Here is a 17,770-nt window from a genome sequence, read left to right as displayed (position 1 = left end):
CTAGGTTAATTTGTGTGATTCTCTCAATCTCAATGACTTTATCATCTTTTTTATAAATAGGGGTATTTCTATGTTTGCGCTTAATTTTTTCGCAAGTTTTTTACCCAATGTCTGAGAGGGCAGTTCAATCAATACGTGTAAGAACCATGACAACAAGAGAGAGGTAATAACAACGATGAGTAGAGATAACCAAAATTCAAAATTCATATCTAACATCATTCGGAGAACAACATAACCTGCAATACTATGAACAATGTATAATGGATAGCTAATGTCCGCTAGAAAATTAAATACAGGATTTGCTTTAAAAAAATGAGGAAATATGTAGGCAAATAAAAATGTTAATAAAGCAAAAGCGTAGCTCCAAACTATGATTAAACTTCCTGAATAAGGTCCTACACGCCAAGCAATACAAAACATGGTCAATAAAATACCGATAATAAAATATCCCAAATCAGGTGTAATTTTTTGACAATATAAATAATGAAAAACGACACCGATAAACATATAAATAAGATATTGTGTTGATATCATATAAATTTCTGATCGAATGAACGCTGGCAAATTACTTGTAGCCCATTCTGGGACCCTATACGATAGATAACAGGTTAAAAGAAAAAATAATGTGGGTATAAAAAAAACCTTTAGAGAGTATCTACGAAACCAAGCGATTGACAACGCAGCAATGAGATAGAATTTCATTTCCACCTCAAGAGTCCAGATAATGACGTCAATATTTCTCGATTCAAGCATGTCTCGAATTCCAGGAATATAGTGAATTAATACTTCTTGTAAGGTATAGGGCCATATCGTAATAAAATATTTTCCGCCTAAAAAAAGAGTCAATAAAGTAATGCTAAATCCAACGGCATAAGTGGGTACAATACGAAAAAAGCGATTAACACAAAAACCTAGGCTATTCGTTTTTTGAAGTGAAAATGGAATGACAAATCCGCTGATTATAAAAAATAAACCCACCCCATAAGATCCCCAGTCAAAAAGTGGGAATAAGTTAAGCCATGCAACATAAATTGGTGTTGCATGAGCCTCTGGTGTTAATAATGGTGCATTAATCAGATGAGCTACATAGTCCCTTTTATACCAAAAGGCACTTAAATAATGAGAAATGACGACAAATAGTGCAGCAAGTCCTCGTAAGGTATTTGTAAATTCAATCTTAGAATGAGCATCTAAACGCGCTTTTATGAGTGGCACTCAAAACTCCCCTCTTAACTGGATTTTGAAATAAAATAATCCTAATGCCTTTCTGCTCTGGAATAAAGTTTTTTACTGATAAATGAAGGTTTGAGGCTTTCTCCATGCTTTATGCTAATATTATATACAAATAGGCCATAAAGTGAGGAAATTATGACATACAAGACAATAGTTGAGGTTATACGTGATGGCTCCCTTGTTATGACTGATGGGATATTATCTAACAATGGCGATATGATTTTTGCCTATCATGCACTTTTAGCCATTTGCAATGATCAAAGTGCCCGAAAAAATACATTCGAGAGAGATCAGCAATTCCAAGTTCAACCTATGGGACATGGTATGCACTCAGATAGGCTTAAGGTAACGATTAGGCCAGAATTTGCAAAGGATGCAATTGATGTGCTTAAAAAGGAATATCCAGGATTAAAAATACAAAATGAGCAGCAACTTGATCAACCCAAAACACATGAATATAAACAATAAAGTCACTTGGTGTTGCGCCTAGGTTTTGCCTAGAAACATCATTGTTGCTTATCCATTCAAATAGTAAGTAGCATCTTCGATGATGGTACAATTTTTTTATGACTATCTCTCTATCAATTGCTTCTGCATTAGCTTAAAAATTTATTTAATAATAATAGTTTACAAGTTAACAGAATAAATTCATTATCTTGTTCCAGTCACTTGGCATCGAATAAAACTTTGCTGCTAAATTTAGCGTTCTGTCATCACAAACACTAGATGAAATAAAATTGAACGCTTCGACTCTATTGAACCATTTTATTTAAGGACAAATGTATGGCTAAAATTCTTTGCGTTCTCTATGAAGATCCGATTGATGGATATCCCAAATATTATGCTCGAGATACGCTTCCAAAGATAGAACACTATGCTGATGGTCAAAGTGTGCCCTCTCCTAAGCAACATGATTTTCAACCTGGTACTTTACTTGGCTCTGTGTCTGGTGAATTAGGTTTGCGCCAATTTCTTGAATCGCAAGGGCACCAATTTGTAGTTACTTCAGACAAAGAAGGTCCAAACTCTGTTTTTGAAAAAGAATTACCCGACGCAGATGTAGTTATTTCCCAGCCTTTTTGGCCCGCATATTTAACTTCTGAGCGAATTGCTAAGGCAAAAAAGCTAAAATTGGTGATTACTGCAGGGATTGGCTCTGATCATGTAGACTTGCAAGCCGCCAAAGAACATAACATTACCGTAGCAGAAGTTACTTATTCGAATAGCATCAGTGTTGCCGAACATGTCGTTATGATGATCCTTTCTTTAGTACGAAATTATCTGCCCTCTCATCAATGGGTTGTGCAAAAAGGTTGGAATATTGCTGATTGTGTCGTACGTTCCTATGATCTGGAAGGAATGACCGTCGGTACTGTTGCGTGCGGACGCATTGGCTTAGCAGTTATGAAACGTTTAAAACCATTTGATGTTAAATTGCATTATACAGATCGCCATCGTTTACCAGAAAAGGTTGAACATGAATTAGGACTGGTTTTTCATCCTCATGTTGAATCTCTAGTACAGGCGTGTGATGTAGTGACCATTAATTGCCCTCTGACACCCGAGACGGAAAATTTATTTGATGAGCGATTGATTAACAAAATGAAGCGTGGTTCTTACTTGATTAATACCGCTCGAGGAAAAATATGCAATCGTGAAGCTATTGTACATGCCTGTGAGAGCGGGCAACTTGCGGGCTATGCAGGTGATGTATGGTTCCCTCAACCAGCTCCTAAAGATCATCCATGGCGAACCATGCCTTATAATGGCATGACCCCTCATATTTCAGGAACTTCACTCTCTGCACAAGCACGTTATGCAGCAGGCACTCGTGAAATTTTAGAATGTTGGTTAGAAGGACGCCCTATACGGGATGTTTATCTAATTGTAGATAAAGGCCAATTAGCTGGTACAGGAGCACACTCTTACACTATGGGTAATGCAACTGTAGGTGCCGAAAAAGCATAAATTTGCTGTATTAAGAGACCTACCGCGCTTCATGCGCGGTATTTAGTGCTCTGAATAACAAACGATTTAGCAAGTAAAGGACGCTATAAGACATACTGAATTAATCTTCAGCATAAAGTATTCCATTGATCACTTCTTTCTCTGTATTGATGTTTCGCGCTTGGTTTATTTCAGGAGCTTCTTTAGTAAATGAAAACTTACTAAATTTAAAATTGTAATACATATCCAATTTTGTTAGAAATCTTGGAAAGGGAGACATTAAAGTACCGGCCCGCCTTTCTGAAACATTTTGAATGGTTTGATACTTTTTGTCTGCCTCAGGCGTAACTCTTGATGACATAACATATCTTAAAGAATGGCAATCCGGGCTGTAAACAATACTATACTTTTTAAGAAAATTCATTACTGAACTATTCATCTTTACACCCTTTCAATCTCTTTATCTCCAAGCTTGAATTAGCATAAACAACTCCAATCTACAGCACGCTAAAAGTTACTCCACTTGATAAGTAAAGCAAAATACGATCAATAACAACCGATATAGTCCAAATTTGGTTAGTAATCAAAATATAAAAAGATCACTTATGGTGATTAAGCTATTGCAACTGCGGTGTTCTGGGAGACTGTGGTATTTATATCCTATTGCAAGTTCAACAGAGCACCACTAGTTGACACCTTTTCTTATTCCTGCTTTATGTCTTATTTGGGAGATAGCCCCAATATCTTCTATAATATAAAGTAGGTATTGGGGTGCCCTTCGTCTAACGAATTGCTGAGGAAATAAATGATTTCTATATCCGGCTATGCATTACGAGAAAAAATGAGGCATAACCATAATATTGATACCTATTATGCCCTGCGATTAAAAGATAGTCGCAGAGTTCTTCTCAAGACACCAAGCAAACAACACTCCAGCTCTGAAAATTTGGCAATTTTGCAACATGAATATTATTTATTGAATATGATTGAAGCCCCCACCATTATTAAAGCTTATGATTTTCTACAAAATTTACAAATGCCTGTTTTAATTCTAGAGGATGTAAAAGGACAATTATTAACGTCATACCTTCTTATGCACCAATTGGATATTGAGAGCTTTTTGATTTTAGCATTGCAACTTGTTGATATTGTTGGAGAATTACATCAGCGCAATATTATTCATAAGGAAATTAAACCATCCAATATTGTTATTGATCCAGAACAATTGAACCTTAAATTGGTTGACTTAAGCACCTCTTCCAAGCTTACTGAAGAAACATTTGATTATCTAAAACTGGGAACATTTGCCAAAGACTTAGCCTATATTTCACCAGAACAAACAGGTCGTATTAACCGTCCTGTTGACTATCGCACTGATTTTTATTCATTAGGTATCACATTTTATGAAATGCTGACTAATCGATTGCCCTTTCAAACAGTGGATACTCTTGAATTAGTACATTGTCATATTGCCAAAAAACCACCGCCAGTATTAGAAATTAGGCCAGATATCCCCAAAATGTTGGATGCAATTATTGAAAAATTATTGTGTAAAATGCCTGAAGATCGTTATTCCAGCATCATTGGATTAAAATTGGATCTTAAAGAATGCTTAAATCAATGGCAACAAAAGAAATCAATTAATGAGTTTGTCCTAGGACAAAATGATATTCGCGATCACTTAAGTATTTCTCGTACTTTATATGGCCGAGAGCTGCAAGTAGATAAACTTATCAAAGCATTTAATCGAATCAGTTTAGGTGGCAAGGAAATAATCTTGATTGCAGGTTATTCTGGTATCGGAAAAACCTCATTAGTAAAAGAAGTACATAAGCCTATTATTCAGCATAGAGGTTATTATATTCAGGGTAAATTTGATCAGTTACAGCGAAGTATTCCTTATAGTGCGATAGTTGCCGCATTTAAGAACCTTGTGAAACAAGTGTTGTCAGAAAGCGAAAGCAAATTAGAAAGATTAAAAAAATTACTGATACATTCTTTAGGTAATATTGGACAGGTTGTCATTGATGTTATTCCAGAAGTTGAACTCATAATCGGCAAACAGCCACCAGTGCTTCCACTAAGCCCTGCTGAAACACAAATTCGGTTTAACTTGGTATTTCAAAATTTTGTACGTATTTTTGCGCAAGCAGAACACCCACTTGTTATGTTTTTAGATGATTTGCAATGGGCAGATAACTCTTCACTTAATTTTATTGAAAATCTATTACAGGATCGCGAAACAAATTATTTACTCCTTATTGGTGCTTATCGCGATAATGAAATCAATGAAAATCACACCTTACAGTTAAGCATTAACAACCTAAATAGAAATAAAGCAAACGTCAGTACCTTGATTCTAAAGCCATTACGCTTAAATAACATTCAAATGTTATTAGCCGATACACTATCAAATGCACAAAAGAAAATCCAAGATTTAGCAAAATGTATTTTTGATAAAACTCATGGCAATCCATTTTTTATTAATGAATTCCTAAAACTAATTTATCAACAAAATTTATTAACTTTCTCTTATGAGCATGGAGCTTGGGAGTGGGATTTAATCAAAATTCAACAACAAAGTGCAACGGACAATGTCATTGACCTTTTAACGGCTAAAATTCATTTACTTCCAAAACCTACACAAGAAATCTTAAAATTAGGATCATGTTTTGGCTATCAGTTCAACTTTAAAACGCTGCAAATTATCAACAGCCAACCCATTAGCCAAATTGCAGAACAATTATGGCAAGCAATTAAAGCAAATCTAATCTATCCTGTTGAGGAAGCCTATAAAACATCCGGTTTGATGGGATTAAATGAAAGCATCTCGCTTACAAACACTTCACTACAGTATATTTTTGTTCATGATCGTGTTCAGCAAGCAGCTTATCAACTGATTAAGGAACAGGAAAGACCCGATATACATTTAAAGATAGGAAGATTGTTATTAAAGGATAAGCCTCTTGTAGCACACGATGTGCGTATCTTTGATGTATTAAAACATTTTAATCAAAGCATTTCATTAATTCATAAATCAAGTGAGCGTTTGCAGTTGGCCCAATATAACTTATGGGCAGGGCAAAAAGCAAAATTAGCATCCGCTTATGATGTTGCTAATGAACACCTATCTTTAGGTGTGCAACTATTAAAACCATATAACTGGAAAAAAAATTACCCTCTTACATTCCAACTTTTTAAAGAATTTGCTGTGTGCAGGTATTTAGTTGGGGATTTTAAAACCGCAGATAAGTCCTTTAGCGAGCTTTTAAAACACGCGAGCGGCTCCTTAGATAAAATTGAGATTTATCGTTTGAAAATTGAGATGCTCTCTACGTTGGGAAATCATACCGAAGCGCTACAAATTGGATTAAATGCATTGCGTCATTTTGGCATGAAGATACCAAAGAAACCCAACTTAATACATATTTTGCTCTCTATCTATAAAATAAAGTTTCAATTACGACACACCAAAATTGAACATCTAAAATTACCCTTGATGAGCGATGTAAAACAAATTGCACTAGTGAATTTAATTACTCAATTACTCAATAGTGCTTTTATCACTAATCAGCAACTGTTTGTGATCCTAACCTGTAAAAATATTCTTCTAAGCTTAAAGTATGGATATACTGAAAGCACTTCAATGTCTATCCCTGTTTATGCATTCATTATTATGCATTCCCTGAATTGGTACGATGAAGCAATTTCATTTGTAGCGCTTTATAACCGATTAAAACAGGAATATGGTGCATCCAATTTTGAAGGTAAAAATCAATTTGTACTCGGTTCTTTTATTGAGCCCTATCAAAAATCACTTAACTTATGCAATAACACAGTGATTAATGCATTTAAGTTGTGTTGTGAGGTGGGTGACTTAGTATATAGCAATTACAGTAATATACTCCTGATATTCCATGCACTTTCAGCCGGTAAGAATTTAGATGAAATTAAAAAAAATGTAAAATCTGCTTTATCATTTATGTCGCGAATGAAGATCTCTGATTTTGTTAATGTAGCTAAATTTTGGGATTATTTAACGCAATGCTTAGAACGACCCGGTTTTACAAAAATTAAGCAGTTATCGTTATTTGAAAAAAATATTATTAACGGAAAAAATAAAACCGAATTAAGCTTTTTCTATAGTTCTTTGACACAACTGCACTTTCTATTAGGAAATTTTGCTGAAGCTGTCAAATCCGGAAATAATCATGAGCTCTATTCGGAATATAATAAAGGCATGATCAGCCATTTAGACGGTAAATTTTTCTATGCGCTGTCGCTATTAGCCATATTATCTCAAGCCCCCAAATCAAAATATCGACATTATTTGAAAAAAATAAAACAACTTAAAGCGTTTATTAAAAAGTATGAAACCTGGTGCCCAGAAAACTTTAAAGCATACTCCTTGCTTATAGATGCTGAGTATATGAGTTTGAAGAAGCAAAATGAGAGCGTTTTAGCACTTTATGAGCAAGCAATTGAAGCAGCGCTTGCAAGTGGTTTGGTCTTAGTTGCAGCCATTGCTAATGAACGAGCTGCTTATTTTTGCAATAAAATCAAGATAGACAATATCGCAAAAATTTATCTGTCTCATGCCCATCATTACTTCAAGGATTGGGGTGCGCACACCAAAGTGAAACTTTTAGAGCAATCCACTGAGACTAGCGCATTAATTAACTACTATCCTGATCTACAAGTTAAAACACCGACTATAGATATGTTGGCTGTTTTAAAATTTAATCAACTGATATCAAGTGAAATTCGCTTGGATAAGCTACTGCAAAAACTCTTAGTTATTGTTTTAGAAAATGCAGGTGCGCAACGAGGTATTATTTTAACTCAAGATAATGAGAAGTGGGTGGTTGAAGCAGAAGGAAATTTAGAGCACCAAACGATTCATCTCAATAGTCCAATGGATAAGGCCGGGGTTGCAGCATACCCTAGATCGATCCTTAATTACGTTCAACGTACGCAAAAAGCCATTATTTTAAACGATGCAATTCAATCAGAACTCACTTTTCAAGATGAATATGTGCAACAAGAAAATCCTAGATCTCTTTTAATGATGCCCTTATTTTATAAAAGCCAACTATGTCGAGTCCTGTATTTAGAGAACAACAGCAGTAGTTATACCTTTACCCCCAGTCATTTAGATAACTTGCAAATGCTCGCGTCCCAAGCAATGATTTCGCTTGAGAATGCCAAACATTATTACCAAGCGACTCATGATCCTTTAACAGGATTAGCAAACCGAAATTTACTTTATGAAATATTTCAACAAAATACAAATCAAGCGACACAGTTTCAAGGAAAGATTGCCTTACTATTTTTAGATATAGATTACTTTAAAGTAATTAACGATACTTTAGGACATGATAATGGCGATAAGTTGCTAATTCATGCGGCAAAAAAAATTACCTCAAGCCTACGTGAGTTCGATATTGCGGCCCGAATTGGCGGCGATGAATTTGCAATAATCTTATTCAATATAAATTCAAAAGAACAAATTACGGCAATAGTTGAGCGATTGCTCGCAGAGATTTCCAAGCCAGTTCCTATAGATGAACATTTAATTCAAATCGCATCGAGCATGGGTATCAGTATATATCCTGACGATGGGAAAAATATTGAAACCTTACTTAAACTGGCTGATACAGCGCTGTATCAAGCAAAAGAGAAAGGTAGAAACCAATTTCATTATTACTCTAACGAACTCTATGAAGAATACCAACAAACTCACGGGTTGGGTAAAGAGTTACAACGAGCTTATGACAAACAAGAGTTTTTCTTAATGTATCAGCCATTTTATGCAACCAGCACAGGAAATATAATTGGACTTGAAGCTTTATTACGATGGAATCATCCAGAAAAAGGTGTCTTAGATGCTTCAAAATTTATCCCTAACTTAGAAAAAAGCCCACTCATCATGCCTGTCAGTGAGTGGATTATTAAAAATGTATGTCGTCAAGCCAAAAGTTGGCAAGATAAAAAAATACTACCTGGACCTATTGCGATTAATATATCCACAATTCAATTTATTCGACACTCTTTAAGTAAAATCATTGCCGAATGTATTGCTAAAAATCAACTCGATGCATCATTTATTGAGTTGGAAATCACCGAGTCAATTTTTATTGAGTACAGCGATAAATTATATAAAGAAATTAATTTATTAAATGAAATGGGTGTTAGTTTAGTGATTGATGATTTTGGTACAGGTTATTCCAGCCTATCTTATTTAAAACATTTACCCGTAAAAAAAATAAAAATTGATAAAGCCTTTATTAGCAATTGTCATAATGATTACTTAGATCAAACGATTGTTAAAGCAATTGCAACAATAGCCCATAAGTTAAATATTATGGTTGTTGCTGAGGGTGTTGAAAATAAACAACAACTTCAGTTCTTGCTAGAACAAGACATTGATGGAGTCCAAGGTTATTATTACTCCCATCCACTTACTGCAGAAGAATGTGTCATACAATTGGAAAACCAAAAAAATAAAAAGAACAAATAGGTTAAACTCAAAATTTTTTTGTTTTATATTTTTACAAAAATCATTTAGAGCATCTATACTTACCTATGATTTTAATCATTTTAACTAAGGAAGGACGTATCATGTACAAAAAAATTATACAAGCAGCTGCATTTACGTTTACATTAGCACTCAGCCCCGTAGTATTAGCTCATGAGTGTGGGGAAGGATTAAAACATATGGTTGAATCACTAAAACTGGATGATGGTCAAAAATCCAAAATAAAACCTATTTTAGAGCAGCTTAAATCAACAATGAAAAATGATGCTGCTCAAATGAAAGACCTAAGCCAACAACTCAATCAACAAGCTGAATCAGCAAATATGGACCAATCTGCAGTGGACAGTTTAGTTGATAAAAAGACAAAACTGATTGGTGATATGATTAAAGCTAAAATAACAGCAAAGAATCAAATTTATGCAGTACTAACCCCCCAACAAAAAACAGATCTTCAAAATAAAATGAAAAAAATAGAAGAAAAAATGGCAGATAAATTTAAAAGCTGCCATGAAGAATAAATGAAGTATCTATCTAAATTCAGGAACAATATGATTATTGTTCCTGAATCCTTAATATAAGCAGGTAAGTAATGTTATTAAAAGAATATATTCGCTGCGATGTAACTGAACTAGCAAAACGCATCAAAACACGTGAAATAAGCCCTCATGAGGCAATGGACTGTGCTCTGTCACGCATCAACGAAGTCAATACAACACTAAATGCCATCGTGACTGATTGCTCCGATTTTGCCAAAAAATGTCTCACGAGTCTTCGCGGTGATGAACCATTTTATGGTGTTCCTTTATTAATTAAGGATTTGGGGCACTGGATTGCTGGAGTTCGAAGCACAGAAGGCTCACGCTTTTTTTCTCACAATATTTCTCCCATTACTAGTGATTTAGTGAATAAAATGATTTCCTTAGGCTTCATCCCCATTGCAAAAACAAATACACCGGAACTAGGCCTCTCTTATGTTACTGAACCTACTTTATTAGGCCCCTGTCGCAATCCATATGATCTTAATAGAACTCCTGGTGGTTCTTCAGGTGGTTCAGCGGCTGCAATTGCTGCAGGTATTGCGCCAATCTCGACGGCAAGCGATGGAGGAGGCTCTATTAGAATCCCTGCTGCATGTTGTGGTTTATTTGGTTTTAAACCAACTACGGGTATCACCCCAACAGGTCCTTTGACTGATGAATTATGGTCTGGTTTGGCGGTGAACTTTGTCTTAACTCGTTCTCTTCGTGATTCCGAAGCATTATTTAATGAATTAGCCGAGCTATCTCGAGTGCGTCCTCTTCATCCGCATAAAAAATTAAATATACTTCATTTAGAGGGTGTTTTTGCACCAGTCCCTGTCGCATCTCCTTGTATTGAAGCAGTTAACAAAGTTGAAGAGTTATTAAAAAATTTAGGCCATACAATACAGAGAAAATATTTGGCACTGGATCTCAATGCAATTGGTGATTGTGTGATTAAAATTATTGCCGCAAACACTTATACGGTGATTAAACTTCAAGAAGCACAATTAAGCCAAAAAGCAAAACCTGATGCGCTTGAGCCTATAACGTGGGAGTTTTATAAACGAGGAGAGGCTCTTTCGGCTTATGAATACATTCTTGCGCGAACTCGTTTATTCCAACTCGTTCAACCCCTGCATCAGTTATTAGATCAAACAGATGTAGTATTAACCCCCGCTTTAGCCCAGCTTCCATTATTAATAGGTGGACTAAGCACTAATGAAGAATTTGATCTTTATTTACAAAAAAACATGGAATTTTCACCTTTTACATCCCTATTTAATCAGGCTGGTTTACCGGCTATGACCCTACCCGTAATGTTTGATAATCAACTCCCAATATCAGTACAAATGGGAGCAGCCAAAGGAAATGACTTGCTGTTGTACGCTTTGGCAAAAGAATTACAACCCCTGTTACCTGATTTTAATCAATTAATGCCTTTAAACTCAGGATAAATGAATCAACCCCTGCAAAAGAATCAAAAGACTTTGAATTTGTTGGAAAATCTAAATAAACGTAGGCTTGGTTGCTAAACCCAGCATGTACATTCTTAAGAACAATGGATAGGTACTTGTTAATTGGGCGTATAGTGATGGTTTTCATGATGGATGGCGCATAAGGATTAATTCAGCAGATGCTCGGCTTAATAGCCGAGGTATCCTCAAACCTACCTTCGCTGGTTATCACTCTCTCTTATATTGTAAAGAGCCCTATTGTTAAGGGCTCTTAAAAGAGATTATTTATTATTTAGGAAACTTAGGAAATTGGTTTGGCATAGGATTTCCTTTACCTATATTTTGAAGAACACTACTTTTTTCAGTCATATTCCCAACTTTTGACATATTGCTTTCACCAGCCATATTGGTTTTTGCAGTATTTTGATTCATGGGTGTATGATGACTCATGGATGGAGTTGACTGCATTACAGCAGGTTTGGACTCAGTTTTTTTTGCGGGTTGTGCTTTTACAGTAGAAGTAGTTTTACTTGGGGCTACTTTAGTATTTTTTTTTGCACTTGCCGTTTTTGTTGATGAAGCCATTTTTTTAGCAGCAGGCGCTACAGATTTTTTCGCAAGCGAAGAAGTCTTTTTAGCGGCAGGCGCAGCTGTAGCTTTTTTCATTGGTGAAGAAGTTTTTTTAGCAGTAGTTACTGCAGCTTTTTTGACTGACGAGGCCGCTTTTTTTGCAGTAGATGCTGCTTTTTTAGCAGGTGCAGACGCTTTTTTAGCAGCAGCCTTAACTGTAGTAGTCGCTTTTTTGGTGCTTTTAGAAATTGAAGATGAAACATCATCCATCATTTTCTTTGCATTTTGATCCAAATTACGAGAAACACTTAACCAGTGACTTTCAAGAATATTGAACGTTTCCCTCATATAATTCAAAGTCATCTGACTGTTTTGGATAAATAATTCCATATTTTTAGTAAAAAATTCTTCTGGTCTTTTGATATCTAATAAATCCATTGGCTTGATTAAAGACAAGTTCTGCATCATTTTAACATTGAGTTCCATGAGTCTTTGCATTGGCGCATCAAAATTGTTAAACATTTTTTGCTCAAAAAATTGGCTTTTCATTAGCATCTCCTTATGTTGCATTGCACAATTAAGATTAGTTATTATCCACTCATTTGTCAAATAAAACTATTCTGGATTCACATAGTTATCATAAAACTTACCTACTATTCATCCTTAATTTTATGAATAATCTTCACAATATACTGTGTAATTATTTTTGCTTCAACTTGGATGTATTTAGATGTTTTTAGTTAATTTTAATACGATTGATATTAATGTTCACCACTCAAATAACCTATTGATTTTAAATAAAAAAACTTTAAAACCACAAAACTTGATAGTACTTAATTATACCTATTTTTCTTAAATCATACTTTTTGTAAAAAAAGCGATAGCATAATTCCTATTTTTTCAGGTAGGATGAATAGAGTTTTATTGTTACATTTTTCAAGGAGAGAATTGTGGGCAAACTTACTGTTGAAGGAATGGCCGATGTAGAAAAAGCAAAAGAAGACCGTGCAGATGCTTTAAAAAAGCTAATTTCCAAACCATTTAATCTAAATGATGACGAACAACAAGCTACATTTAGAAAATACATTAATGACTTCGAATATAATGCGAATCTATCCTACCTTTTCCAAGGAATGTATCCTGGTAGAAAAACGTGGTATGGTTCCTGGCTCGCAAGACTTGTCTTACCGCTCCCCGAATTTGCTCACTACCTCCTAACTATGTTTATTTGTGTTGAGGCAACGGGGTATATTCTCCAAAACTTCAGCATCTCTGACTTCCATAGCCAACTTGAAGAGATGAAGACAATTTACAACTGGTGCTTGAAAAACAAGCAGATCACATATGATGGTTCCACAGATAATACTACAACCCTTTCAAATCCAGATGTTCAGCGGATGATTAAATTAATGGCTCCTCTCTGCCCCACTAAGTTTATGTTGGCATGGAAGAAAGTTACTGCAGAAGAAGAAACTAAAACCTCCATTTGGGGTAGTGTCTATAATACCTATTCCTACTTTACCGCCCCTAAACCTACTGTCGATCTCAATCGTCTCCAAGATTTAAAAGCAAGTGTAGAGCGTCGAGAACTTGATGTAGGTATATATAAAGGTGTAGAGAACGCCGTGCGTTATTTCGCAACAGATACTCATTTTAGAGAATTTTTAATTACCCAAGTACAACGACCTGTTGAGCAAATAAAAAACATGTTGCCTTCGATACTTACTCTAGGACACTCGAAGTCTGAGTAATAAGTATCAGTAATACGTAGGCTGGGCTGTTAAGCCCAGCATTAACTGCCCCCCAAGATCCCCGTAAGTGACCGGGATGGGAGGCAATTTGAAAAGCTTAGAAATTAGAAGGTAAATTAACTGTCCCTGGTTTGGTAGATGTAGCAGGGCTTGAATTAATATAACAGCCATTTGAACCTGCATTCACTGTCAGGCTTCCATCATTATTGATTGTCAGATCACAAAGATGAGCGTTTGAGCCTTTTATCGTCATATGCTCCGTTGCTTTTTGATTTTGTATCAAACAAACGGGAGATTTATTTGTGGGATCAGGGCAGGTGATGGAGTTATTGATAAGCACCGCTTTAAAAGGATAGCCAATATAAACATTATAGTTATAGGATGTAGACGGAGGTGGAGGCGTGTTGCTGCTTCCGGGGCAATAAGTAATTGTGTAATTTTCAACATTCACGTTATTTTGCATGTTTGCACAGGTAAATGTACTACTCATATCATCAAATGGATAGACATAAGCAGTAGGACATGCAGCCTTAAGCCAGCTTAAAGTGGGCTGGACATAATTATTCCAGTTCATATTGGTATTGTTACATTGGTTCGTGTAAGGTGCGGGTGGAACTTCAATGCCAGTTTTATCCCAATCGACGCACCCACAACAATTATTTGAGGCTCCTTGAGAATAACAAGAACCCACGTTAGTACAGGCATACAGATTCCATAAGGTTAAATTATCTTGTGGTGCAGGTAATTTTTGCGCGCAATTGAAAGGAGCTCCGTAATTAGGCTGTAATCCACATATTTGATCAGCAGTCCAGTAACCCAATAATGTGCCGCAACTCTTCTTTAATAGAGGATTTTTTCCTGGATTAAAACTGATACCACAGGTACTCGATGAAGGGCAATCACTATCCACATTACAAATCCCGCCGCCTGCTGCAACCCAACGATAATCATTCGAAGGGGGATTAAATGTCCAAGAGCATGCACCCAATAAAGAATTGGTTTGTGTCGCGGCTCCTGGACTACCACAAGTATATGGCGCTGTATTTGTATTACTTGAAGTATTCTTAGGGGTCATTGACACAGGTAAATTAAATCCATTGATTATTTCTACATCATAATAATCAGGGCCATTTTTTAAAAATGTAAATTCAGCTTGTGTTGCGGGTTGTTGAAAGCCGACCCCCTCTTTACACCCATTCACACCTGAGCCGCAATCTGCCGTTTGACAGGCTCCGTTAGCACACTGAGTTCGACCAGCAATAGCACCGCTCCATATCACATTTTGCTGATTTGAATAGATGGGAATAGTCACCGTATTGGTGCCTCCATTTGCAGCCAATTGATAATTGGTATTCGCAGGAATGGGCACTTGCCAAAAACATTGTTTAATCGCACCGGTTTGTGTACACACAGATCCAGTATAACAATCACTATTCGAATTACATGAAGTATCTCCAGGATGAGCGGGATGGGTATTTTGTACCGAGCCACTAATTAATCCAAACCATACAGGCTGGCTGCAATTATTAACAAAAGTTATTGCGCGTGATTGGACTTTTGAGGACTTATTTTTTGCATAAATCACATTAAAAAAATTACATAGTGTAAAAATACATAGGAGTTGCACTATAAAATTAAATTTTAAAATAGCTTTGATTTTATTCATAATTTTTCCATATATTTTAAGGGTCATTTGGAAATGAATCCCATAAATTATTTTCCATAGATGAAACGTCTTGATGAGACTGCTTCATGGAAGAAATAAGAGAAACAGTCTCGTGGGAATTAAAAATTTAACCTAATTGATAATAACATCCTTCTGCACCATCGTAGAATCTTGGTTGTTACAGACCGAATTAAGGAAGTAGGTAAATTTTCCTGAGGTTCCAGGCAGAGAGTGATCGGTCCAGTTGGTTAATGAACCTTGCCAAATTACCCGCTTTAGCCAGTCACGCACTTGATAGGTGCTTACAGGCATACTTTGTGTGGGGGCAGTCCAAGCCAGGTTAATGGATTTTTTATCGCTACTGTAATTTGCGTTGATGTTGGTTGGAGGAAGGCACTGAGGGGCATCGGGAATAATGACGTCATACTCAACGTCTTGTGATACGCCATTGCTACACACCGAACTCAGAAAATAGGTAAATTTCCCTGAAGTACCGGGTAGAGTGGTATCCGTCCAAGTGAGTTTATTGTCTTTCCATAGTACTCTTTTTTGCCAATCTTTCACTTGATAGGTGACTACATTTGTGCTGTTTGCGGGAGGATGCCACAATAAAGTTACATTTTTTTTATCAGGGGTATACGTTGAAGAAAAATCAATGGGTGGATTACACAGATCAGTGGGAGTAGTACCACCTACCTGATAAAATTTCACACTATTTACATGCATTGTTGCAGATTGCATTTGGGGATTAGGTGCACCAGCGTAAGGCCCCCCTACGGCAAGATTGACAATGAGATAATAACCCCCATTGGGATCATTAAAACCACGCTGTAACGCATTAGCACCATCAGCAGGTAGTGAATCCGTTTTTAAAGGTCCCCAGGTTTTAACATTATCGATATAACCTGTAAGAATATAGCCCCCCTTCGTACTGCTTGGATCTGCCTCCCACTCAAATCCCCATGTGTGTGGATTAGCGTACGCTAATTGAGGAAATTGATGCGACTCAAGCGGGTATCCAATGCCACGGCAATCACCTCCGCCACATTGAGGTGCATTTCCATTAAAATGCAGTGTCGCTGTGGTCACATTAAACGCTGTGGTTTTGAGATAGGCCTCCATGATATCAATTTCGCCATTTTGCGGCCAATTCGAGTCATAGGTTGGCATCATCCAAATGGCAGGCCATAAGCCCTGGTTGTAGTTGCTGGGATTTTTACCTTGCTGGCATAGCCCATCCGTACTTTTAGTACATACAGGTAAATTGATGTTGACTTCCATATACCCATGTTTTGTTTCTTTAGTTGTCCACACTTCAGAAGGTACAGGGGAATTAAATGGAGGGGAGTTTAGATTAGCTCGAGTCATTATTTCTCCGCTTTTCCATAACCCATTAGCTAAGTCTGCGAGAAGCGTTAATGTACCATCCGCATTTTTTATGGTTTTCGAAGTGTCATATACATTAATTTCACCTGAAATGCGATGATCATAATTAGTGGATGCATAATAATTGAGCCCATTGCTCGCCTTATCTTGCAAGATATCAGTAACTAACTGACATGATTTGGTTTTATCAAAAGAACATGGTGATGAAAAAGCAAAGGTACATGAAAAAATAGATGGCAAGATAAATAGCAAGTTTTTTGTTTTTATCATTATTTATGGTCCTTATTTAGGTAGTATCATTTCCTATTAAAATTGATAATAAAATAACTTTTTTTTTGCAAAATTAATTTGTTCTCCCCCATCTAAGGGGGGCACTTTAATCGAATTGGTCTAAACTAACCTATTGATTTTAAAAAAAAAGATTAAAGTGCACGGATATAATCTTATCCAAATATACCTGGATTTTCCATAGTAAAAGTCAATTGTTATCACGGCATCGTCAAATTAACTTTGAGCCACCCTGTAATTCATGTACTGAATCGTACTCAAGACTAACTATCGTAATAATTATCAAAACTTAATTGCAAAAAACTGCTAAATTAGGTGCGAAATGTAGGTTACAAAGTGTTTTTTTAAATTAAAAATGCCATGGAAAACCAAGTCCATGATATCCAGGCAGCCCCAATAACTCACTAAAAATGCGA

The 17,770-nt window shown here is 36.1% G+C and carries 11 protein-coding genes; 6 read left to right on the top strand and 5 right to left on the bottom strand.

Annotation, left to right across the window (positions count from 1 at the left end):
- Positions 1-1,215: an acyltransferase family protein gene (locus Lste_RS06865; protein ID WP_237760441.1), complete on the bottom strand. Its 1,215-nt coding sequence runs from the start codon at positions 1,213-1,215 to the stop codon at positions 1-3.
- 153 nt (positions 1,216-1,368) lie between these two features.
- Here Lste_RS06865 and Lste_RS06860 point away from each other — a divergent pair, with 153 nt between their 5' ends.
- Together Lste_RS06860 and Lste_RS06855 are read left to right on the top strand one after the other, a co-directional pair.
- Positions 1,369-1,701 carry a hypothetical protein gene (locus tag Lste_RS06860; protein ID WP_058510309.1) on the top strand — a complete coding sequence of 111 codons (333 nt, stop codon included), beginning with the start codon at positions 1,369-1,371 and terminating at the stop codon, positions 1,699-1,701.
- A 315-nt stretch (positions 1,702-2,016) separates the two neighbouring features.
- On the top strand, positions 2,017-3,201 hold the full coding sequence (locus tag Lste_RS06855) for an NAD-dependent formate dehydrogenase (RefSeq protein WP_058510308.1): 1,185 nt from the start codon (positions 2,017-2,019) through the stop codon (positions 3,199-3,201).
- A 100-nt stretch (positions 3,202-3,301) separates the two neighbouring features.
- On the opposite strand, the gene Lste_RS06850 is transcribed toward Lste_RS06855, so the two are convergent.
- Entirely contained in the window at positions 3,302-3,619 is a 318-nt protein-coding gene (locus tag Lste_RS06850) for a hypothetical protein (protein WP_058510307.1), read from the bottom strand.
- A gap of 366 nt (positions 3,620-3,985) precedes the next feature.
- On the opposite strand from Lste_RS06850, the gene Lste_RS06845 reads away from it, so the two are divergent.
- The 3 genes from Lste_RS06845 to Lste_RS06835 all read left to right on the top strand — a co-directional run bounded on the left by Lste_RS06845 (position 3,986) and on the right by Lste_RS06835 (position 11,693).
- A complete protein-coding gene (locus Lste_RS06845; RefSeq protein WP_058510306.1) occupies positions 3,986-9,700 on the top strand; it encodes an EAL domain-containing protein in 5,715 nt (1,904 codons plus the stop codon).
- A gap of 101 nt (positions 9,701-9,801) precedes the next feature.
- On the top strand, positions 9,802-10,236 hold the full coding sequence (locus Lste_RS06840) for a Spy/CpxP family protein refolding chaperone (RefSeq protein WP_058510305.1): 435 nt from the start codon (positions 9,802-9,804) through the stop codon (positions 10,234-10,236).
- Between the two features lie 71 nt (positions 10,237-10,307).
- The gene (locus Lste_RS06835; protein ID WP_058510304.1) at positions 10,308-11,693 is read left to right on the top strand and encodes an amidase; all 1,386 of its coding nucleotides are present in this window, start codon (positions 10,308-10,310) and stop codon (positions 11,691-11,693) included.
- 288 nt (positions 11,694-11,981) lie between these two features.
- On the opposite strand, the gene Lste_RS06825 is transcribed toward Lste_RS06835, so the two are convergent.
- The gene (locus Lste_RS06825) at positions 11,982-12,812 is read right to left on the bottom strand and encodes a hypothetical protein (RefSeq protein ID WP_058510302.1); all 831 of its coding nucleotides are present in this window, start codon (positions 12,810-12,812) and stop codon (positions 11,982-11,984) included.
- A gap of 401 nt (positions 12,813-13,213) precedes the next feature.
- Here Lste_RS06825 and Lste_RS06820 point away from each other — a divergent pair, with 401 nt between their 5' ends.
- Complete coding sequence (locus tag Lste_RS06820; protein WP_058510301.1) at positions 13,214-14,014, top strand: hypothetical protein; 801 nt, start codon at positions 13,214-13,216, stop codon at positions 14,012-14,014.
- 97 nt (positions 14,015-14,111) lie between these two features.
- Here the strand turns inward: Lste_RS06820 and Lste_RS06815 are convergent, their stop codons facing one another.
- Positions 14,112-15,680 carry a thaumatin family protein gene (locus Lste_RS06815; RefSeq protein WP_058510300.1) on the bottom strand — a complete coding sequence of 523 codons (1,569 nt, stop codon included), beginning with the start codon at positions 15,678-15,680 and terminating at the stop codon, positions 14,112-14,114.
- 132 nt (positions 15,681-15,812) lie between these two features.
- Positions 15,813-17,336: a glycoside hydrolase family 16 protein gene (locus tag Lste_RS06810; RefSeq protein ID WP_058510299.1), complete on the bottom strand. Its 1,524-nt coding sequence runs from the start codon at positions 17,334-17,336 to the stop codon at positions 15,813-15,815.
- Positions 17,337-17,770: the final 434 nt, after the last annotated feature.

Source organism: Legionella steelei (assembly GCF_001468005.1).
Taxonomy (GTDB): Bacteria; Pseudomonadota; Gammaproteobacteria; order Legionellales; family Legionellaceae; genus Legionella; species Legionella steelei.
Note: the sequence above shows the minus strand (reverse complement) of the source record. Positions and strands in the feature narration are given on the sequence as shown.

Bases quoted from the DNA above. Each gene is read 5' to 3' on its own strand.
- Lste_RS06815 (WP_058510300.1), bottom strand. From the start codon at position 15,680: ATGAATAAAATCAAAGCTATTTTAAAATTTAATTTTATAGTGCAACTC.
- Lste_RS06840 (WP_058510305.1), top strand. From the start codon at position 9,802: ATGTACAAAAAAATTATACAAGCAGCTGCATTTACGTTTACATTAGCA.
- Lste_RS06855 (WP_058510308.1), top strand. From the start codon at position 2,017: ATGGCTAAAATTCTTTGCGTTCTCTATGAAGATCCGATTGATGGATAT.
- Lste_RS06810 (WP_058510299.1), bottom strand. From the start codon at position 17,336: ATGATAAAAACAAAAAACTTGCTATTTATCTTGCCATCTATTTTTTCA.
- Lste_RS06835 (WP_058510304.1), top strand. From the start codon at position 10,308: ATGTTATTAAAAGAATATATTCGCTGCGATGTAACTGAACTAGCAAAA.
- Lste_RS06850 (WP_058510307.1), bottom strand. From the start codon at position 3,619: ATGAATAGTTCAGTAATGAATTTTCTTAAAAAGTATAGTATTGTTTAC.
- Lste_RS06860 (WP_058510309.1), top strand. From the start codon at position 1,369: ATGACATACAAGACAATAGTTGAGGTTATACGTGATGGCTCCCTTGTT.
- Lste_RS06825 (WP_058510302.1), bottom strand. From the start codon at position 12,812: ATGAAAAGCCAATTTTTTGAGCAAAAAATGTTTAACAATTTTGATGCG.
- Lste_RS06845 (WP_058510306.1), top strand. From the start codon at position 3,986: ATGATTTCTATATCCGGCTATGCATTACGAGAAAAAATGAGGCATAAC.